Annotated in this window: 18 protein-coding genes and 1 tRNA gene; 7 read left to right on the top strand and 12 right to left on the bottom strand. The window is 67.6% G+C overall.

Annotated elements, in window-relative coordinates; genetic code table 11:
• Window positions 1-479: 479 nt before the first annotated feature.
• Window positions 480-1,046 (bottom strand): YceI family protein, encoded by a 567-nt coding sequence (locus tag ABD231_RS29970; RefSeq protein ID WP_344159168.1) that lies wholly within the window; start codon window positions 1,044-1,046, stop codon window positions 480-482.
• 119 nt (window positions 1,047-1,165) lie between these two features.
• On the opposite strand from ABD231_RS29970, the gene ABD231_RS29965 reads away from it, so the two are divergent.
• Complete coding sequence (locus ABD231_RS29965; RefSeq protein ID WP_380156550.1) at window positions 1,166-1,636, top strand: MarR family winged helix-turn-helix transcriptional regulator; 471 nt, start codon at window positions 1,166-1,168, stop codon at window positions 1,634-1,636.
• On the opposite strand, the gene ABD231_RS29960 is transcribed toward ABD231_RS29965, so the two are convergent.
• On the bottom strand, window positions 1,633-2,979 hold the full coding sequence (locus tag ABD231_RS29960) for an FAD-dependent oxidoreductase (RefSeq protein WP_344159164.1): 1,347 nt from the start codon (window positions 2,977-2,979) through the stop codon (window positions 1,633-1,635). The two genes, ABD231_RS29965 and ABD231_RS29960, sit on opposite strands and share 4 nt — an antisense overlap.
• 94 nt (window positions 2,980-3,073) lie before the next feature.
• Between ABD231_RS29960 and ABD231_RS29955 the strand changes: the two genes are divergently transcribed.
• Together ABD231_RS29955 and ABD231_RS29950 are read left to right on the top strand one after the other, a co-directional pair.
• Window positions 3,074-3,508, top strand: a complete 435-nt coding sequence (locus ABD231_RS29955) for a MarR family winged helix-turn-helix transcriptional regulator (RefSeq protein WP_344159161.1) — start codon at window positions 3,074-3,076, stop codon at window positions 3,506-3,508.
• A gap of 41 nt (window positions 3,509-3,549) precedes the next feature.
• Complete coding sequence (locus ABD231_RS29950) at window positions 3,550-4,419, top strand: aminoglycoside phosphotransferase family protein (RefSeq protein WP_344159158.1); 870 nt, start codon at window positions 3,550-3,552, stop codon at window positions 4,417-4,419.
• Here ABD231_RS29950 and ABD231_RS29945 read toward each other — a convergent pair.
• From ABD231_RS29945 to ettA, 4 genes are all read right to left on the bottom strand, one after another.
• Window positions 4,403-5,023 carry a dihydrofolate reductase family protein gene (locus ABD231_RS29945; protein ID WP_344159155.1) on the bottom strand — a complete coding sequence of 207 codons (621 nt, stop codon included), beginning with the start codon at window positions 5,021-5,023 and terminating at the stop codon, window positions 4,403-4,405. The genes ABD231_RS29950 and ABD231_RS29945 overlap by 17 nt on opposite strands.
• Window positions 5,020-5,490 carry an SRPBCC domain-containing protein gene (locus ABD231_RS29940; RefSeq protein ID WP_344159152.1) on the bottom strand — a complete coding sequence of 157 codons (471 nt, stop codon included), beginning with the start codon at window positions 5,488-5,490 and terminating at the stop codon, window positions 5,020-5,022. The genes ABD231_RS29945 and ABD231_RS29940 overlap by 4 nt, the downstream gene beginning before the upstream one ends.
• On the bottom strand, window positions 5,490-5,825 hold the full coding sequence (locus tag ABD231_RS29935; RefSeq protein WP_344159149.1) for an ArsR/SmtB family transcription factor: 336 nt from the start codon (window positions 5,823-5,825) through the stop codon (window positions 5,490-5,492). The genes ABD231_RS29940 and ABD231_RS29935 overlap by 1 nt, the downstream gene beginning before the upstream one ends.
• Window positions 5,826-5,930: 105 nt before the next feature.
• Window positions 5,931-7,613, bottom strand: coding sequence for an energy-dependent translational throttle protein EttA (ettA, locus tag ABD231_RS29930; protein ID WP_344159145.1), 1,683 nt, complete (start codon window positions 7,611-7,613; stop codon window positions 5,931-5,933).
• Between the two features lie 132 nt (window positions 7,614-7,745).
• On the opposite strand from ettA, the gene ABD231_RS29925 reads away from it, so the two are divergent.
• Complete coding sequence (locus ABD231_RS29925; protein ID WP_344159142.1) at window positions 7,746-8,375, top strand: single-stranded DNA-binding protein; 630 nt, start codon at window positions 7,746-7,748, stop codon at window positions 8,373-8,375.
• A gap of 48 nt (window positions 8,376-8,423) precedes the next feature.
• Window positions 8,424-9,038 carry an SRPBCC family protein gene (locus ABD231_RS29920; RefSeq protein ID WP_344159139.1) on the top strand — a complete coding sequence of 205 codons (615 nt, stop codon included), beginning with the start codon at window positions 8,424-8,426 and terminating at the stop codon, window positions 9,036-9,038.
• Window positions 9,039-9,055: 17 nt separating this feature from the next.
• On the opposite strand, the gene ABD231_RS29915 is transcribed toward ABD231_RS29920, so the two are convergent.
• Complete coding sequence (locus ABD231_RS29915; RefSeq protein ID WP_344159137.1) at window positions 9,056-9,532, bottom strand: MarR family winged helix-turn-helix transcriptional regulator; 477 nt, start codon at window positions 9,530-9,532, stop codon at window positions 9,056-9,058.
• Window positions 9,533-9,643: 111 nt separating this feature from the next.
• Here ABD231_RS29915 and ABD231_RS29910 point away from each other — a divergent pair, with 111 nt between their 5' ends.
• Window positions 9,644-10,729, top strand: coding sequence for an epoxide hydrolase family protein (locus ABD231_RS29910; protein ID WP_344159135.1), 1,086 nt, complete (start codon window positions 9,644-9,646; stop codon window positions 10,727-10,729).
• Here ABD231_RS29910 and ABD231_RS29905 read toward each other — a convergent pair.
• From ABD231_RS29905 to ABD231_RS29895, 3 genes are all read right to left on the bottom strand, one after another.
• Window positions 10,726-12,405 (bottom strand): GTPase, encoded by a 1,680-nt coding sequence (locus tag ABD231_RS29905; RefSeq protein WP_344159133.1) that lies wholly within the window; start codon window positions 12,403-12,405, stop codon window positions 10,726-10,728. The two genes, ABD231_RS29910 and ABD231_RS29905, sit on opposite strands and share 4 nt — an antisense overlap.
• Complete coding sequence (locus ABD231_RS29900; RefSeq protein ID WP_344159131.1) at window positions 12,402-16,169, bottom strand: AAA family ATPase; 3,768 nt, start codon at window positions 16,167-16,169, stop codon at window positions 12,402-12,404. The genes ABD231_RS29905 and ABD231_RS29900 overlap by 4 nt, the downstream gene beginning before the upstream one ends.
• Before the next feature lie 90 nt (window positions 16,170-16,259).
• On the bottom strand, window positions 16,260-17,744 hold the full coding sequence (locus tag ABD231_RS29895) for a PrsW family glutamic-type intramembrane protease (RefSeq protein WP_344159129.1): 1,485 nt from the start codon (window positions 17,742-17,744) through the stop codon (window positions 16,260-16,262).
• 159 nt (window positions 17,745-17,903) lie between these two features.
• Between ABD231_RS29895 and ABD231_RS29890 the strand changes: the two genes are divergently transcribed.
• A tRNA-Arg gene (locus ABD231_RS29890) sits at window positions 17,904-17,977 on the top strand.
• A 40-nt stretch (window positions 17,978-18,017) separates the two neighbouring features.
• On the opposite strand, the gene ABD231_RS29885 is transcribed toward ABD231_RS29890, so the two are convergent.
• Both ABD231_RS29885 and solA read right to left on the bottom strand, forming a co-directional pair.
• A complete protein-coding gene (locus ABD231_RS29885) occupies window positions 18,018-18,410 on the bottom strand; it encodes a RidA family protein (RefSeq protein WP_344159127.1) in 393 nt (130 codons plus the stop codon).
• Window positions 18,411-18,419: 9 nt separating this feature from the next.
• Window positions 18,420-19,565 (bottom strand): N-methyl-L-tryptophan oxidase, encoded by a 1,146-nt coding sequence (gene solA, locus ABD231_RS29880; RefSeq protein WP_344159125.1) that lies wholly within the window; start codon window positions 19,563-19,565, stop codon window positions 18,420-18,422.

The following is a 19,565-nucleotide window of genomic DNA, read 5'->3' as shown; positions in this document are numbered from 1 at the left end:
AAATCCCTATCCGAACCGCAGTGTTGCGACAACCACCTGAATCCGCCTCGTTTACCGGCGGCACTCTCCCCACAGTCGAGGTGCGGCCCCCTGTGGCGACATGTCGAGCGAAGCCACCGTGCGATAGGTGATTCCGGTGATCGGGGCCGGGGGACCGCCATCGCCGTGTAACCTCGCGAAGCCCGCGCGGTTCACGCTCAGCGCGCCCCGCCGGGACTGGCCGGGAGCGACTTGGACGGTGATGCAGGTCCGCCCCAGCGCGACTCCCGCTCCACGAGTTGCCGGCAAGTTCGCTCGCGAGACGACCAGCGCCACCAGCCCGGACCGCCGACCGGTCAGCTGCACTGCGGCGGGCACCCCAGGCCGGCCTGGGCGGGCAACGCCGCGCTTGAACGAACGTGGTGCACGGGTGGGTAGACCGCACCCCCCCGAAACAGAAAAGCCCCGCATCCACCTGAATGCGGGGCTTTTGGGGCAGATCAGGCGTTCAGTGCGGCCTGGATGTCGAGGTGGATGTCGACCTTGTCGCCGATGAGGAGCTTGCCGCCCTCGAGCGGGACGTTGAAGTCGATGCCCCAGTCCTTGCGGCTGATCGAGGTGGAGGCCTCGAAGCCGAGGATGGTCTGGCCGTAGGCGTTCTGGTCGACGCCGAGGAACTCGAAGGCGAGCTCGACCGGCTTGGTGACGTCCTTGATGGTCAGGTCGCCGGCCAGGATGTAGTCGTCACCCTCGGCCTTCAGCGCGGTGCTCACGAACGTCATCTTCGGGGAGTTCTCGGCGTCGAAGAAGTCGCCGGAGCGCAGGTGGCCGTCGCGCTGCTCGTTGCGGGTGTGCACGGAGGCGAGCTCGATGCTGACGTTGGCGGTCGACTCCTCGAGCGAGTCCTTGACGACGATCTCGCCGCTGAACTCCTGGAAGGTGCCGCGCACCTTGGTCATCAGGTGGCGAACGGTGAAGCCGATCTCGGTGTGCGCCGTGTCGAGGGAGTAGGTCCCCGAAACCAGTCCGGGGATGGTGGTGGTCGGGGTGCTGACGGTCTCGGTCATGAGGTCCTCTCGGGAAGTACAGGTATCGGGGGCGACGTAGGCTTGGGTTGAAGTGTCAACCTGTTGACCACGACGTTACGGATCAACGGTTTAAAAGTCAACTACATTCCCGGTACACTGTGATCGTGACGACGACGACTGACACTCGGTGGCTGAACGCAGAGCAGCAGGTGGCGTGGCGCGCGTACCTGCTGGGCACGGCGCGCCTGATGGCGAAGCTCGATGACGAGCTGCGCCGATTCGGCATCGGGATCAACGACTACGAGATCCTGGTCCGGCTGTCCGAGTCGCCCGACCGGCGGCTCCGCATGGCGGATCTGGCCGACCGGTTACACCAGAGCCGCTCACGCCTGACGCACACCGTCGGCCGGCTGGAAGCGGCCGAGCTGGTACGGCGGAAGTCCTGCACCAGCGATAAGCGCGGTGTCTGGGCGGAGCTGACCGAGGCGGGCTACAACCTGCTCGTCGAGGCGGCACCCACGCACGTGGACAGCGTCCGCGAGAACCTGGTCGACCTGGCCAGCCCGGAGGATTTCGCTGCGGTCGGGCGGGTCTTCGACGCCGTGTCCGAGCACATCGGCCAGCACTAGATCTTCAGGTCCAACTCATCCCGGTCGGCGCCGCGATAGGCCATCATCGAGTCCCGCATGCGGCGCTTGACCGGCGGGAGGTGATTGACGGTGCGCATCGCCGTCCGCATCCCGGCGAGCGCCAGCCGACCGATCACCGGCTTGTGGACGGGATCGGCCGAGGTCATCTGCGCGCGAGACTTGCGCACCGCATCGAAGCCGTAGTCGATCATCTTGGCCTCGTACTCGCGCACCGCCGGCACCAGCTCGCACCGACCATCCCGAACCTCGATCAACTGACGACACAGGTTCACCGCGTCCCGTAGCGCCGTGTTCGCACCCACCCCACGACCCGGCGTCATGGTGTGAATCGCGTCACCGATCAGCGTCACATTCGTCGACTCCCACGCCTCGAGCGGTACCGAGGTCCAGATGTTCACCGGGAAGCAGGTGCTCGGATCGGTCAGCTCGAACAGCCGGCGCAGATCCGGATGCCAGCCGGGCGTGAGCTCAAGTGCGGCATCGATCAACTCGCGACCGCGCAGCTCCATGACGTTCGCGGGCAACTTGTCCTTGGTACCTGACAGACCCCAGTTGATGTAGTCGCGCGTGTTGTCGAACTGCAGCCCCGGCCACCGGCGAATCAGCTCCTCAGTGTTCCCGCCAATGCCGTTCTTGACCTTGCCGTCACGGTCCCACTGGAACTCCATCACGTGCAGGATGCAGGCCAGTCCGCGCGGAGCGTTGACGATCGTGATCCCCTCGAACACCTTCGGCGGAACAAGCGCTGCGCTCTCCGCAGTGATCGGCAGCTTCCCCGCGATCGCGACGATCCCGGTCTCCTCGGTCTTCGCGTGCGGGAGGTACTGCCGCCGTACCCGCGAACCAGATCCGTCCGCGCCAACCAGGAGGTCGCCGGTGGCCGACGTACCGTCTGCGAAGTACGCCGTCACCCGATCGCCGCGCTGCTCGAAGCGGGTGAACTCCTTGCCGTACTCGACCACGTCATCCAGGCCAGTCAGCAGCACCTGCCGCATCGTCATCCGACTGATCGACTTCTCGCTGGCGATCGGATCAGTGACCGCCGGCAGGTCCATCGACAGGACCTCCTTCAGGTCTTCGGTGACCATGTTGAAGTACTTCGGGTCGCGGGCTCGCGTCGCCACGAACGTGTCGTAGAGCTCCGGCGGCAGCAGCGCATGCAGCGCCCGGCTCCCGTCCGGATCGATGCCGACCCGGTAGCCGTGCAGACCGTCGGTGCGCAACGCGTCACGCTCGAACACCGCCACCTCGATCCCGGACCGCAGCAGCCCGTGGGCCAACGCCAGCCCGCCGGTCCCGCCACCGATCACCAGCACCTTCATGATTTCTCCCTCATCTCTCGCCTCTTCAAGTATCTTGTCAATCCGAGTATCTTGGAGATCCGAGAGAAATACAAGCTCTATGCTGAGGCGGACCATGACGAAAGCCAGAGAAGAGCTCACCGCCGGGATCCAGCAGCAGGTGATTCGGTTCATCGCGGACGTGATCCTGTTCAACCACTCGGTCTCCGCCAAGCTCGGGCTCGGCGCCAGCGACTCGCAGTTCATGACCCTGCTGCAGACCCATGGCCCGCTCACCCCGCGGCAACTCGCGGAGTACAGCGGTCTCACCTCCGGCACGGTCACCGGCGTCATCGACCGGCTCGAGTCGCACGGCTTCGTCACCCGCCAGGCCGATCGCTCCGACCGCCGCAAGGTGGTCGTGACCCCGTCATTCGAGGCGATCCAGAAGACGTTCATGCCTTTGTACGCCGAACAGGGCGCCCGCATGCAGTCGATCCTGGCGAGCCGCAGCGACGACGAGTTGCGGACGATCCTCGCGTTCTTCGCCGACTCTGTAGCCGCCGACTAAACCGTTGGCCCGGATTCCGCCTCTGCTCTGAGAATTGAGCCGTGACAGAGCATCAGGACGGCCGCGCCGGCATCTCCGCAGACCTGGTACGGCGTCTCCTCGCCGACCAGTTCCCGCAGTGGGCGGACCTGCCGATCACACCGGTCAAGATCGACGGCTGGGACAACCGCACGTATCGGCTCGGCGACGAGCTGACCGCGCGACTGCCCACGCATCTGGCGTATGAGGCCGCCGTACACAAGGAGCACCGCTGGCTGCCCGCGCTGACGCCTGCCCTTCCGGTGCCGATCCCGGAGGCTGTTGCGAAAGGCGAGCCAGGGCAGGGATATCCCCATCATTGGGCGATCCGCCGCTGGATTGATGGCTCCACGGCGTCGCTGGAGAACATCCCCGACCTCGATGCGTTCGCCCACGACATCGCCTCGTTCATCCTGGCCCTGCAGCAGTGCGATGCGACCGGCGGACCACTGGCCGGCGAACACAGCTTCTACCGAGGCGCGCCGCCCTCGCATTATGACTCCGAAACCGTGGACGCCCTTGCCACGCTGAAGGATCGCATCGATGCCGACCTGGCCCGCGAGGTCTGGGACGCCGCTCTCGCCAGCTCCTGGGATCGGCCGCCGGTGTGGTTCCACGGAGATATTGCCCACGGCAACTTATTGGTTCAGGACGGGCGACTGTCGGCCGTCATCGACTTCGGTACATCCGGTGTCGGCGACCCGGCCTGCGATCTGGTGATCGCCTTCAACTTCTTCTCCGGTTCGTCGCGGGAAGCCTTCCGTTCGGCTGTTCAGCAGGACGCCGAGACATGGGCGCGCGCCCGCGGCTGGGCGCTCTGGAAGGCGCTCATCACGGAGAACCTTCCCGTCGTCGAGCGAGTCCTCGACGACCACGTCACACGAACGCAGTAACACCTTCGTACTCCGCGACCGGCGCCGCGCCGACAGTCTCGTACTCGAGCAGCATCAACCCGCCCGGCGTGGACTCATGCTTGACCAGCTTCAACCCGGCTGTGCCGTCCGAGTGCTCGAACAACCGCCGACCAGCCCCGATCACCGTCGGCGCCACCACCAACCGCACCACGTCAACCAGACCGGCCTTCACCAGCGCATCACCGAGCCGCGCACTGCCGTGGATCTGCAGCTCATTCCCCGGCAACTTCTTCAGCTCCGCAACGCCTTCGACACCCCTGACGACGGTCGTCGGATGCCACGAACCTTCGGTCAGCGTGCGACTCACGACGTACTTCGGCAGTGCGTTCATCCGCTCGGTGAATGGATCGTCGGGGTCGGTGATCTGCGGCCAGTCCCGCGCAAAGGCGTCGTACGTGCGCCGCCCGAGCACCAGCCCATCGGCCAACGCCAGCCAGTCGGCAGTACGTCGTACAAACGCCTCGTCAATGAACGGGACCAGCCAGCCGCCGCGCGTGAACCCGTCACTGGTGTCCTCGGTCGCGGAACCCGGTCCCTGGCTGACGCCGTCCAGCGTCACGAACTCCGTGAGTACGAGCTTCATCGCGCCGCCTCCACAAGCTCGGCAAGTTGCCGGGTGACAGTCCCCCAGCCATCCGCAAACCCCAGCTCCGCATGGCGTTTGCGCGAGGCCGGATCACCATGCCGTACGACGGCCTTGTACGCCGTACCGTTCGGATGATCAGCCAAGGTGATCTCGGCCGCCATCGTCACCGGCTCGGGATTGACCGGCCGCCACCCGCTGTCGATCGCGTTCGTGAACACGATCCGCTCCAACTCCTCGACCACCAGGAACATCGCATCGAGCTGCGGCACGAAGTCCACGCCGTCCTCACTCATCCGCGTCACCAGCGCACCGCCGGACCGCGCCTCGAAACGCTCGACCCGACACACCATCGGCGCCGGCACCCACCATTTCGCGAAACTGTCCGGATCCGTCCACGCCTTCCACACCACCGAACGCGGCGCCCGGATGATCCGCTCCACGCTGAGATCCAGGTCGGGATTCATCACTTCTCCTCCATCGATTCGCTGACGAAACGCTCCAGCCGATCAGTGCGGTCCACCCAGATCCGTCGCTGCTCAGCGAGCCAGTCGTCCACGAGCGCCAGCCGCTCGCGATTGAGCACACAGGTCCGCACCCGCCCGGTCTTGACCGTCCGGATCAGCCCGTTCGACTCCAGCGTCCGGACATGTTTCATGAACGACGGCAACGTCATCGGAAACTCCGCCGCCAACTCCCCCACGCTCGTCGGCCCCCGCCCCAGCCGCCGAATCACATCCCGCCGCGTCGGATCCGCCAACGCGACGAACACCCCGTCGACCTCACCCGAATACTGTGCCATGAGGCTAAGTATTAACTCGATTCAATACTTAGCGCAAGAGCTAAGTATTGGGAACGCAAGAACCCCACCTCCGTAGTGGAGATGGGGTTCTGGGGACGACTTAGGTCAGTCGCGCGTCAGCTTGCGGTGGGTGACGCGGTGCGGGCGCGCAGCCTCCGGGCCGAGGCGCTCGATCTTGTTGGCCTCGTACGACGCGAAGTTGCCTTCGAACCAGAACCAGCTCGCCGGGTCCTCGTCCGTACCCTCCCAGGCCAGGATGTGGGTGGCGACGCGGTCCAGGAACCACCGGTCGTGGGAGACGACCACGGCACAGCCCGGGAACTCCAGCAGCGCGTCCTCGAGGGACTGCAGGGTCTCCACGTCCAGGTCGTTGGTCGGCTCGTCGAGGAGCAACAGGTTGCCGCCCATCTTCAGGGTCAGCGCCAGGTTCAGCCGGTTGCGCTCACCGCCGGACAGGACGCCGGTGGGCTTCTGCTGGTCCGGGCCTTTGAAGCCGAACGAGGCGACATACGCCCGGCTCGGCATCTCGAAGTTCGCGACCTTGATGTAGTCGAGCTCGTCGGAGACCTGCTGCCAGACCGTCTTCTTCGGGTCCAGGCCGCCGCGGGACTGGTCGACGTACGAGATCTTGACCGTCTCGCCGAGCTTCAGGCTGCCCTTGTCCGGCGTCTCCTCGCCGACGATCATCCGGAACAGGGTCGACTTGCCGACGCCGTTCGGGCCGACGATGCCGACGATGCCGGCGCGCGGGAGGGAGAAGCTCAGGCCGTCGATCAGCTTGCGGTCGCCGAAGCCCTTCTCCAGCTTGCTGACCTCGAGCACCGTGCTGCCCAGCCGCGGGCCGGCCGGGATGTTGATCTCGTCGATGTCCAGCTTCTTGGACCGCTCGGCCTCGGCCGCGAGCTCCTCGTAGCGGGCCAGCCGGGACTTGCTCTTGGTCTGCCGGGCCTTCGCGTTCGACCGGACCCATTCGAGCTCGCGCTCCAGGATCTTCTGCCGCTTCGCGTCCTTCTGGCCCTCGACCACCAGCCGCTGCTGCTTGGTCTCCAGGTACTTCGAGTAGTTGCCCTCGTAGCCGTAGGTCTTGCCGCGGTCCATCTCCAGGATCCACTCGGCGACGTTGTCCAGGAAGTACCGGTCGTGGGTGATCGCCAGGACGGCGCCCGGGTACTTCTGCAGGTGCTGCTCCAGCCACAGCACGGACTCCGCGTCCAGGTGGTTGGTGGGCTCGTCGAGGAGCAGCAGGTCCGGCTGCTGCAGCAGCAGCTTGCACAGCGCGACCCGGCGGCGCTCACCACCGGACAGGTTGTCCACCACTACGTCGGCCGGCGGGCACCGCAGTGCGTCCATCGCCTGCTCGAGTTGCGCGTCGACGTCCCAGGCGTTGCGGTGGTCGAGCTCGGTCTGCAGGTCGCCCATCTCGGCGAGCAGCGTGTCGTAGTCCGCGTCCGGGTCGGCCAGCTCGGCGGAGATCTCGTTGAAGCGGTCGAGCTTCTGCTTGGTGTCGCCGACCCCCTCCTCGACATTCTCCAGCACGGTCTTGCCTTCGGTCAGCGGCGGCTCCTGGAGCAGGATCCCGACCGTGGCGTCCTCCGCCAGCCGCGCCTCACCGTTGGAGGCGTGATCGAGCCCCGCCATGATCTTGAACAGCGAGGACTTGCCGGTGCCGTTCGGCCCGACCACGCCGATCTTCGCCCCGGTCAGGAAGTTCAGCGTGACGTTGTCGAGGACGACCTTGTCGCCGAACGCCTTCCGGACGTTGCGAAGGGTGTAGATGAATTCCGCCATACCCCAGAGCCTATGCGCTCGGCACCGCCCGAGCCCAACCGGTTGTCCACAGGCCCCAAGTCAGCGCTGATTCGAGGCCCGATCGCCTGCATCTTCTCCGGTGACAAAGCGATCGAAAGGACAGTGGCCACGATGAGCGAGACCTACGTGACAGTGCAGGGCTGGGTCGGCAGCGAACCCCAGTTCAAGGAAGTCGGCGGCCGGACACCGCAAGCCAGTTTCCGGATCGGCTCCACCCCGCGGCATTTCCAGCCGGAGCGCGGCTGGTCCGACCGCCCCACCACCTGGTTCAACGTCGAATGCTGGCGCGCCCTCGCCCAGAACACCTTCGAATCGGTCCACGTCGGCCAGCCAGTCATCGTCACCGGCCGCCTCCGCACCTACGAATGGACCACCGACGCGGGCGAGCAACGCTCCCGAGTAGTCCTGGACGCCCTCTCGGTAGGCCACGACCTCTCCCGAGGCACCACCACCTTCACCAAGTCCGCCCCACGCACCGAGGTGGTTTGGCCAGACCCCAACGCCCTGTCGCCTGATCCCGTAGCCGATCGAGCGGCCGCTACCTCCGGAGACCCCCACCCCGCAACGGCCACCCCCAACACACCCGCCCACGCCGCTTCCGCTGCCACTCCCACGGCAAACCCCGCAGCGCCCGAGCCCTCGCTCCTCGACCCTGACCTCGTCGCGCCCTACCCACCCGACGAGTTCCCGGCCAAGCCACTCCCCCTCACCCCGACCACCCGGGAGGCCGAGGCGGCATGACTATCTCAGCCTTGACTTATATAAGCACAGCCCGGCATTCTGGACGGCATGATCGACATTCTCGAGCACATCAACGCTGTCCAGCGGGAGGTCAGCCGCACCGGCGAGACCGTGAGCCTGCAGATGCGCCGCGCGTACCGGGCGACACCCGAGGAGCTGTGGGACGCACTGACCGACCCGACTCGGCTGGCCCGCTGGTTCTGGCCGACGACCGGCAACTTCCAGGTCGGCGGCAGCTTTCAGCTCCAGGACATGGCAGGCGGCGACATCCTCGAATGCGAGCCCCCCAAGGGCTTCAAGGTGACGTACGGCGGACCGAACAGCTTTCTGGAGATCCGGCTGCACCCTGCGGCCAACGACTCGACGGATCTCGAACTGGAGCACGTGGTGACGGGGATCCCGATGCCCGGCGCCGGCGGCGCTCTGTACGTCGGCCCTGGCTGGGACGGCGGTCTCCTCGGCCTGGCGCTCTACGTCGCCGGACTTCCGGACGACCACAACCCGGTCACGTTCGCCGACTCCCCGGAGATGCTCAAGTTCAACGAGCAGTCCGTCCGCGCCTGGCTGAAGGTCGTCCGCGATTCCGGTACGACGAGCGAGGAGGACCTGCTGGAGGCCGCCAAGGTCTCGATGGCCCAGTTCGCCCCAGGCGTCGAGCTCTAATCTGCTCTATCTCGCGGTCAGCGCCACCGCTCGTCCGGGACCCCGGCTTGGCGGTTGTGGTGATCCAGCACGGTCGACAGGAGCGCGGTCAGCCGCCGTCGCTCCTCGGCCGACAACGGAGCGAGGATCTCCTCCTGGGCAGCCGCCAGCTTGCTCTCCAGACGCCGCAAGTGCCGCTTCCCCGCCGTGGTCAGCGAGATGACGTTGCGCCGACGATCGGACGGATCGGCAGCACGCTCGACGAACCCGAGCTCGGCCAGCTCATTGATCGTCGCGACCATGTCGCTCAGGTGGATACCGCTCCGACGACCCAGCGACGCCTGGCTGGCCGGGCCGAAGTCGTCCAGCGTCGCCAGCAGGCGGTAGTGGTAGCCGCGAGCGCCGACGGACGAGAAGCCGTCGGCCACCAGCCGGGCAGCATGCTGAGCGGTCTGCCCGAGCAGCCAGGTGGGCATGCCCGCCCACCGGGCCGCCTCACTCTCCGCGTCATCCATCCGGCGAGTCTAGCGAATCGTTCGGCCGACCAACGGTTGTGTTACCGTTCGGAACACTAACGTTAGTCGCCCTAACATTTTGCCGCCGATCGATTCCGCAGGAGTGAGGACATGATCACCCCCTTCCACATCGCCGTCCCCCAAGCCGACCTCGACGACCTGACCGACCGCCTGAGTCGCACCCGCTGGCCGAACGAGGTGACCGGCGCCGGGTCCGACTACGGCTTCCCGCTGGCGCGGCTCCAGGAGCTTGCCGACTATTGGCGCACCGGCTACGACTGGCGCAAACACGAGGCCGCGCTGAACGAGTTACTGCACTTCCGTACCGAGATCGACGGCCAGACCATCCACTTCGTCCACGTCAGATCGTCGCGACCAGACGCGCTCCCCCTGATCCTGACCCACGGCTGGCCGGGTTCGTTCCTCGAGTTCCTCGACGTGATCGAGCCGTTGTCACGCGACTTCCACCTGGTGATTCCGTCGATCCCTGGATACGGCTTCTCCGGGCCGACCCACGAGCGCGGCTGGAGCGTCGACCGGATCGCGCTGGCCTGGGCCGAGCTGATGCGCCGCCTCGGTTACGAGCGGTACGGCGCACAGGGCGGCGACTTCGGGTCAGGAATCTCGATGGCCCTCGGAGCGGCGGCTCCCGAGCAAGTGGTTGGGGTGCACGTCAACTACCTCCCGACACGGCCGGATCCGAGCGCCGAGGTCGACCTGTCCCCTGTCGACGAAGCCCGCCTGCAGAAGGTGCGGGAGCTGATGGCGAATCGTCCGCCGTACCAGGCTCTGCAGGCACTCACCCCGCAGACCATCGGGTACGCGCTGACCGACTCGCCGGTCGGTCAGCTGGTCTGGATCGCCGAGCGCTTCGCACAGTGGACGGATCCGCGTTCCACCATCACCGACGATCGGCTGCTCACCGGTATCTCGCTCTACTGGTTGACGGCCACCGCAGCTTCCTCGGCGCGGCTGCACCACGAGACACCAAGAGGAGCTCAACCATGCCCAGTCCCGCTCGGGGTCGCCGTCTTCCCCTACGACATCACCCAGTCGGTGCGGCCACTGGCCGAGCGGCTGTACGACGTCAGGCACTGGTCCGAGTTCGATCGCGGCGGGCACTTCGCCGCGATGGAGGTGCCGGATCTCCTCGCCGAGGACATCCGGACCTTCTTCGTCAGCCTCGGCGAGGTCTAGCCGCGGGCGATCGCGAGGGCGTCGCGGCAGGTGCTGTAGGCATCGAGCTCGGCCCGGGCCGGCGCCACGACGTGGCTGTCGGCAACCTTCTCGAGCTCACTGCGCAGCGCCTGCTCAGCTGCCCTGGCCCGCCGCGCAGCGCCGCTGACAGCCGCCAGCCGGCACAGCACCGCGAGGCCGAGGCCGAGGGCTGCACCACCGACCAGCATGATCCACGCGTAGGCGATTCCACCCGCGCCCGGCAGCGGCACATCGCCGGCATCGGCGATCCGCGCCACCAGTGCCGCAAGCAACCAAGCCGCACCACCGAGCGCCACCAGGAACAGCAACCACTGGACGAACTTCGCAGCACCCCACCAACCCGGGTTGGTGGTATTGCCAAGGTCGGTCCGGGCCACGGCCTGGTCGAGCTCGTCGCCGAGCGACTCCTCACGACGCCGGATCTGCGTCCGCACGGAATCGGCCCATGGCCGCGACAGACCTGCCGCGGCCCGGTCGGTGATCGTGCGGACCGCACTGTCCATCCGGGCCCGCTGCACCGGTGTTGCCGCGGGCAACGAGATGCGCGCACTCGCGACCTCGCTCGTCGCGGACTTACGCAACGCCTTGCCCTGCTGGCGGGAGACCTCATCGAGCTGCAGTCCGCGGAGCGGATCCGGGCGGAACCGACCGATCCACTTCGTCAACGGCCATCCGGTCGCGGCCTGCGCACGCTGCAGGTAGGACCGGCGTACGGCGTCGACCACGACTGGCAGACCGCTCGCATCCGAGAGTGCCTCGACCAGTTCGGTGACCTCGGCCTCGGCGATCTCCGGCGTCTTGGCCGTGCCGCACTGCTTCGCCATCCGGTCCGCGACGCGATCCACGTCGGCGGCGATCCGCTCCCGGGCCGAGCGCTTGTTGCTGACCCGCTTGACCAGCAGGCCGCGCACCTCGTCCAGTCCGTCGCCACTGACCGCCGAGGTCGCGACGACCGTCGGCGCCTTCAGGCCGTCGGTCTTCAGCAGTCGCTCGAGGTCGTTCAGGCAGCTCTTCCGCTGGTCCGGGGTGAGCTTGTCGACGTGGTTCAACGCGAAGACCATCACCCCAGAGTGCGAGGCATAGGGCTTGATGTAGCGATCATGCAGGGCCGCATCGGCGTACTTCTGCGGATCGACGACCCAGACCAGCATGTCGACCAGCTCGACCAGACGGTCGACGATCAACCGGTGCTCGACCTCGATCGAGTCATGGTCGGGCAGGTCGAGCAGGATCAGGCCGTCGAGGTCCTCCGACTGCGCGTCCTCCAGCGAGCTGCGGTGCTGCACCTGGTGCCGGCGCGGGATACCCAACCAGTTCAGCACCTCACCGGCCGGCTCCTCACCCCAGACACAGGCCAGCGGCATCGAGCTCGTCGGGCGGCGGGTCCCGATCGCGGCCAGGTCCAGGCCGGTCATCGCGTTGAACAGCGACGACTTCCCGGATCCGGTGGCGCCGGCCAGCGCGACCACGGTCAGCTCACCCGACATCCGCAGCCGTTGCCCGGCGCGGTCGACGATCTGGGTGGCCTCGGACAGCACCACCGGATCGAGCCGGCCCTGGCCGGCGGCCGAAGCCTTCTCGAGAGCGTCGATCTTGGTCAGGACGTCGGTCGCACCCCGTACCGGGCCTTTGACCGTCTCCGTCGTTTCCGTCACGTGCAGTCCTCCACCGCGCGCGCGGCCTCGGTCAGTTGCCTGGCAGCCTCGGGATCGACCGGATGCTGGTCGAGGACAGCCAGATACCGGGCGAATTCGGCATCCATCAAGGCATGAACCTTACCGTCAAGATCAGCGCGTGCCTTCGACATCAGGGTCTGGACGGCCGCGTCGCCGAAGACCGCGGTCAGCAGCTTCTGCCCGACGACCGCGCTACCGACCCCGATACTCGCCTCGGCACCGGTCGGAATGCCCGCATTCTCGGCAAAAAGGACCACCATGACCGACAACGACAGCCCGTTCACCCCGGCATCCAGGATGCGCGCCGCCAGCCGCTTCTCGGTACCGACCTGGCGCACCAGGTCGAGCACACCGGCCTGCCACTCCCGCACAGCCCGCTCGGCGTTCGCCTGGAACTCCGGAGACATCGCCCCGAGGGCGATCTCGGAGTCGGTCGATGTGTCCGCCCCGGTCTCCGTGTCCGGCTCAGCCGCGGACCGGGCCACCGCGAGCAGTTGGCGTCCGGCGGGCGTCGCCTGCCAGATCTTCTCCGCGCGCTCGGCAGCCGCCTCGGCCTGCTCGACCAGCAACGACGACAACCCAGACTCGATCGCATCGTTCAGATCGCGGGTCGGCGCCGGCGTCGCGGCGATCGACTTCTTCACCTTCTCGCGCAGCTTGCCCGAGTTACCTTGCAGACCCTTCAGCAGCTCGCCCGTCCCGACGAACTCCTGCCACCTGGCCAGCACCTCACCACGCAACAGGCTCGCGTCCTGGGTCGAGGTCGCGATGTCCTTAACCGCCTGGTCGTACGCCGCCTCGACACTCGACCGCAGTTCGACCGCGGTGTCTCCCTGGGCCCGCACCGCCGCGGCGAACGGCGGCGTCGTCTTCACCATCGAGGTGACCGCGCCATGAAGCGTCCGCCGCACAACCGCCGCCCGCGCCTCGGCGTCGGCCGCCAGGTCGACCAGCCAGTCCTTGATCGAGGCAACCGTCTCGCCCGGCAGCATTCCGTTGCCGTCGACAACCGTCTCCCGAATCGAGAACAGCGGCGAGTCGCCGAGCCCACGCTCCAGCAGCATCTGCGCCAGGTGCCCCGTGATGTCGTCGATCGTCTCCGCCGGTGCGCGGTCGAGCACCACGGCAACCGCCGTACTGCGATCCGACGCACTCTGCAGGAACTCCCACGGCACCGCATCCGAGTACCGCGCCGCCGTCGTCACGAACAACCAGAGGTCAGCAGCCGCAAGCAGTTGGGTAGCCAGGTCCCGGTTCGCCTCGACGACCGAGTCGATATCCGGTGCGTCCAGAACCGCAAGCCCACGCGGCACAGTGTCCGAAGCAACCAACCGCAGCTGCCCTGGATCCTCCATGCCTCCGGGGCTCTCCGCGGTAGTCCGCGCCATCCCCGGCAACACCCGGTCGCCGATGAACCAGTCCGCATCAGCCGGGTGATGAATCAGCACCGGCGACCGCGTAGTCGGCCGCAGTACACCCGGCTCGCTCACGACCTTCCCGATCACCGAGTTCACCAAGGTCGACTTGCCGGCCCCGGTGGACCCACCCACCACAGCCAGAATCGGAGCTTCCAGCTGCACGAGCCGCGGCAAGATGTAGTCGTCGAGCTGATCCAGCATCGCCTTCTGCTGCTGCCGAGCCTCATCAGCCCCCACAACATCCAAAGGCAACCGACTCCCAGCCAGCGCCCCCCGCAACTTCATCAACGAGGTAATCAGCGCCATAGCAGCCTGCTCAGCCGCCAACCGCTCAGCCAACTCCTCAGCAGTCAGCTCAACCTCAACCGCCTCAGCATCCTCCGAAGGCTCTTCGGCGGGCTCGTCAGCAGACTCCTGATCGGACTCCTCAGCCGAGTCCGCCTCGGCCGATGCCACTTCAGCGTCATCCGACGCCTGCTCGCCGTCCGCCTCCTCGGCGACCACATCCTCCGCAGCCTCACCCGCGGCACTCTCGGCGACCTCACCACCAGAGTCGCCCTCAGCAGCCCCTTCAGCCGAAGCCACCTCAGCCGACTCCCGGTCGGACTCGTCCCCGCCCTCCTCAGCCGATCCCGCGTCAGCCGACTCCCGGTCGGACTCGTCCCCGCCCTCCTCAGCCGAACCTGCGTCAGCCGACTCCCGGTCGGACTCGCCCTCGGGCTCCTCAGCCGAACCTGCGTCAGCGGACTCCTGAGCACCCTCTACGGCATCCTCCGCAGCCGAACCCTGCTCGGCGTCTGCCTCGGTGCCAGCCACATCCTCCGCAGCCTCACCTGCAGCAGTCTCCGCGGCCCCACCACCGGACCCGCCCTCAGCTGCCTCCTCGGCAACCGCAGCCGCCGGCTCCGCGCCCGACGCCACCTCAGCATCGCTCGACGTCTGCTCGCCATCCGACGCCTGCCCGCCGTCCGCGGTCGCCCGAGCGCCATCTTCGGCCGACTTCTCGTCGGCAGGCTCCTCGGCTACCGGCTCCGCAACGTCATCCGCAGACTCGTCACCAGCGGCCGACTCAGCCGACTCACTCGAATCCTCGACGACCGCGCCCTCCGGCGCCTCAGCCGTCTCGACCTCGTCCGAAGAGTGGTCGGACGTCGGCTCAGCCTCGGCCGCAGACTGCTCCGAGGCGGCCTCCGTGGCCTCCGCGGCTTCGACGGCCTGCGTGGTCTCTTCGCCGGGCTGGTCGGTTGCAGCCTGCCCGGCCTGCGCGACATCTTCGCCAGGCTCGTCGGCTGCGGCCTGCTCGGCCTCTTCGCCGGCCTCGTCGGCTGCTGCCTGCTCGGCCGGCTCCTCGACCTCGTCCTGCGCCGACTCCATGCCTGCGGACTGGACAGCGGCTAGCTCTTCCGCGTACGCCCGCTCCTCGTCGACCTCGACCGACGATCCATCAGCTTGTTTGGGGAGCCCCACGATGATGTTGCCGTACTCGAGCGGGAACCCGTCCGGAGACTCATCCGGCTCGTATACCACACCAACAGTCGGCCGCGGCCGCTCACCCTTCGCCGCCACACCCTCGCCCGCGTTCTCAGCTTTGTCCACGCTCTCGGCGGCGTCCTCGCCGACTACCTCCGCCGCACCATCCTCGGCATCAGCACGCACCCCGCCGCCCGAACCACCATCAGCCGATTCGGCCGCCTCGGCGGAACTCCCGTCCTTCGGCTCACCCTCACGAGTCTCCGGGGCACTCACCTCGGCGGAGCTGTCGCCTGCAGACACCTCGGCGCCATCCTCAATTGCCGCGTCGCCCGACTTGGCAGACTCATCCGCACCCGAACCGTCAGCCTTCACGTCCGCACCGCTAGCGGGCGCAGCAGCCGCCTCAGAACCGCCGGCCGCAGACTCAGCAGCCCCGTCGGAACCGCCGGCCGCAGGCTCGGTAGATCCCTTGGACCCGCTGCTCGCAGACTCACCAGCCTCGGACGCACTGCTCTTGTCCTCAGCAGCCTCCGCGGACTTCCCGGTCGCCGACTCAGCAGTCTCCGCCGGCTCACCGCTCGCCGTACCGGTTGCCCCGGCGGACTCACCACCGGTCGGCGCCTGGGCAGCCTCGTTGGGCACGTCGGTCGCGGGCTCGGCGGGCTGCTTCTGCTCGGGGGCTGGTGTGGGCTCGGGGGTGGTGTTCTTGCGGCGGCGGCGGCGCCAGAAGCCCTTGCCTTTGGCACCGGCCTCGGACTGCGCGATCAAGTTGGCCAGCTCCTGGGCAGGCTGGTCCCGGCCCGGAACCTGTGGCTCCGGACCTTCACCAGCTGCTGACTTGATGTCAGCCACGGCGTCCGCCCACGAGCACAGAGTGCCCGGTCGGACAGCACAGAAGCAAAGTCATCGTCATCCCCGTTTGGCGGCGTGGACGGGTGGCAGTCACTGCGATGGTGGATACGGACCGTATCCTCCCGGCGATCCTTGCGAACCAGGGGGTCCCGATGGGTAACCGGGCTGGCCCGCTGGGTAACCGGGTTGCCCCGAGGGATACCCCGGCTGGGGCGCTCCGTAACCACCCGGGTCAGGCTGCGGCGCGCCGTACCCGATCGGTGCGTCCTGCACCCCGGGACCGCCCGGTCCCGGCATCCCGGGACCACCTGGTTCGCCCGGGGGCATCGCCTGGGGGAAGGCCGGCATCGGCGGGAAGGGGACGCTGGCTCGCCGGGCGCGTAGCTCGTCGAGTAGCCGCTTCTCGTCCTGCAGCGCCTCGGGCCCGATCACCTGGCGGACGATCTTGTCCCGCAGGTAGGCGAGGTCGGTCGCGTTCTGCTGGAACGCCTTGGCAGCAGCCTCGGCCTGGCCGCCGTACCGCCGGGCGTTCTGGCGGAGGGCCTTGCGGCCGCGCATCGTGGCGATCAGTGGTACTTCCGGGGCGACCATCCAGCCGAACCGCACGTAGTCGTAGAGCCGCGAGGCGATCATCTTGCCTTCGCGGGACCGCAGTACCAGTGCGAACGCAACCATGCCGATGAAGATCGGCACCATCAGCAGGAAGTAGGCCACCAGGAAGCCGGTGCCCTCGGCCCAGCTGGCCGAGGCGTTCCAGGCTGCGTGCGCGAGTACGGCGGCCAGGTAGCCAACGACCGGGGCCAGGTACCGCACCGCCGTACTGCGATGGCGGACGGCGATGCCGATCCCGATTGCAGTGAAGGAGGTGAAGAGTGGATGCGCGAACGGCGACATCACGCCGCGCAGGACGAAGAGGACAAGGACGCCACGCAGGCCTTCGTCGCTGCCGGCCTCGTGGGACAGCTCACTGAAGATGCGGCCGTAGTAGAGGATGTTCTCGGTGAAGGCGAAGCCGACACCGACCATCCCGGCGTACACCAGACCGTCGATGATGCCGTCGAACTCCTTGCGGCGCACCAGCGCCAGCAGCAGGATCACGGAACCCTTGGCGAACTCCTCCACCGGCGGGGCGACGAAGACGGCCGACCGGTCGCCGCCGGCGCCGGTCTCGGCCAGTTGCTTCGCGACCTCGGTGTTGATGAAGATCGCGACCAGCGTCGCGATGAAGGCACCCCAGCAGAGCGCGAACAGAATGTACTTGGTCGGCTCCGGTTCGTAACGGTCCAGCCAGAGGTAGAGCCCGATCACCGGGATCACCGGGACCATCGCGAACGCCATCCCCCAGGTGAAACCACCCGCACCCGTCGAGTTCGCCACGATCGCGAAGATCGCCAGCCCGGCGATCGCCATCAGCACGGCGATCACGATGCCGATCAGAACCCGCCGGTTCCGCTGCTGCCCAGGGACCGGATGGTTCCCGAGCACGTTCGGCTGTGGGTACTGTCCGCCGGGCGGGTACGCCGACGACGCCGCGGGTTGCGGCGACCCGGCCGGGCCTGGTGAGGGGTAACTCATGCCCGCAGCCTAGTTGGATCATCCACCCGAGGGCAGAACCGCCCACGCGGCGTTACCGGGATGGAACGACAACCCTGTACTTCCCCACCGCCGAAGCACGCCACACCCGGTAACCCGGCAGCGCGATCACCCGCCCATCTGACAGACTCTTCCTGGCATGCGCCAGTAGCTCAGCTGGATAGAGCGTCGGACTTCTAATCCGTTGGTCGCAGGTTCGAGTCCTGCCTGGCGCGCAAACCACCCCCTGACCTGCGAGTACGCAGCTTCAGGCGGTCAGATGACCGCGATGGCCTCCACCTCGATGAGTTGCTCGGGGCGGGCGAGGGCCGCGACGCCGATCATGACGTCGGTCGGCTTGTGGTCGCCGAACACTTCGTAGCGGGCTGCCTGGACGATCGCCTGGTGTTCGCGGAGGTAGCCGACCAGGTAGATGCCGAGCCGGGTGACCTGATCGGGTCGGGCGCCGGCCGCGGCCAGGGCGCGGGACAGGTTCGCGAACGTCTGCCGGGCCTGGACGGCGAGGTCGCCGGGGCCGACCAGTTCGCCTTGGAGATCTTCCGGCTCCTGCCCGGCGATGAAGACCAGCTTGGTGCCGGTGGCGATCGCCACGTGGCTGTACATCGTCGGGGTCGGCAGGTCGTCCGGGTTCAGCAAGTCGACGGTCATGCTCGAAACCTAGGGCACGGAAGGTCCGAAGCGATGAGGGTCGATGAAGGATGCGTCCGTGTACGGCGTCTCCTTCATCGCTATCTGGGCGAGGAGTTCGCCGAGTCCGCCGCAGTGTTTGAAGCCGTGACCGCTGTCGCCGCCGGCGACCACCACGCGATCGCCGTACCGGCCGGCCAGGAACTGTCCGTCGGGTGAGTCGGTGACCATGCACGGGATGACCTGGACCGGCGCCGGGTCGAGGCCGGGGAAGGCATGGGCGACGGCGGCGGCCAGTTCGGCGATGTCCTCGATCGGGCGGATCGAGCGGTCCAGGTCGTCGGCGGCGAAGCCGGTCACGTGGGACGTGTCGCCCTCCAGGCCGACCTTCACCCCGAAGCCGTCGTCGGAGCCGTGTCCCCACAGGCCGCGTCCGTCGGCGAGCTCCCAGATGAACGACGGGAAGTTCGCGAGCCGGAACGCCTCCGAGTCCGGGTCCTTCGGGGCGAACCAGAACATCGGCGTACGGCGAGGAGTCAGCGGCAGCTCGGGATACAGCGACCCCAGCCAGGCGCCCGCACACACGATGACCTGATCGGCGTGGAACTCGGCCGTCGGCGTGCGCACGATCACCTCGTCCGCACGCTGCTCGATCTCGGTCACCATCGTGTGCTCGTAGACCTCGGCACCCAGGCGGCGTGCTTCGGTGACGTGCGCACGGACGATCGGTTCGGCGAAGCAGATCCCCGCACCTGGATCCAGTACGGCGACATCGCCCGCGGCGAGACCGCCGTACTGCGGGTATCGCGCCTTGAGCTCGTGGTGAGACAGGTCGGTGGTTGGCGCGCCGGCCTCGGTTGCGGCTCTAAGTGCGCCGCTGACCGGCCTGCTGTCGGGCGCGCCGACGTTCAGTGAACCGGTCTGCCGGACGTACGTCTCGCCGGTCCGCTCCCCCAGCTCGGTCCACAGCTCCAGAGACTTCCGCGCGATCGCGGTCAGCCCGGGGTGCTCCATACAGGCGACCCGGAACAGCCGCGTCGTACCGTGCGAGGAACCGAGCGGGTGACCGATCGCCTGACGCTCGATCCCGACCACGTTCACGCCGCGAGCAGCCAACCGCCACAGCGCTGCCGAACCGAACGCTCCCAGGCCGACTACGACCACATCGGTGCGCAT

It is taken from the genome of Kribbella yunnanensis (assembly GCF_039529655.1).
Taxonomy (GTDB): Bacteria; Actinomycetota; Actinomycetes; order Propionibacteriales; family Kribbellaceae; genus Kribbella; species Kribbella yunnanensis.
Note: the sequence above shows the minus strand (reverse complement) of the source record. Positions and strands in the feature narration are given on the sequence as shown.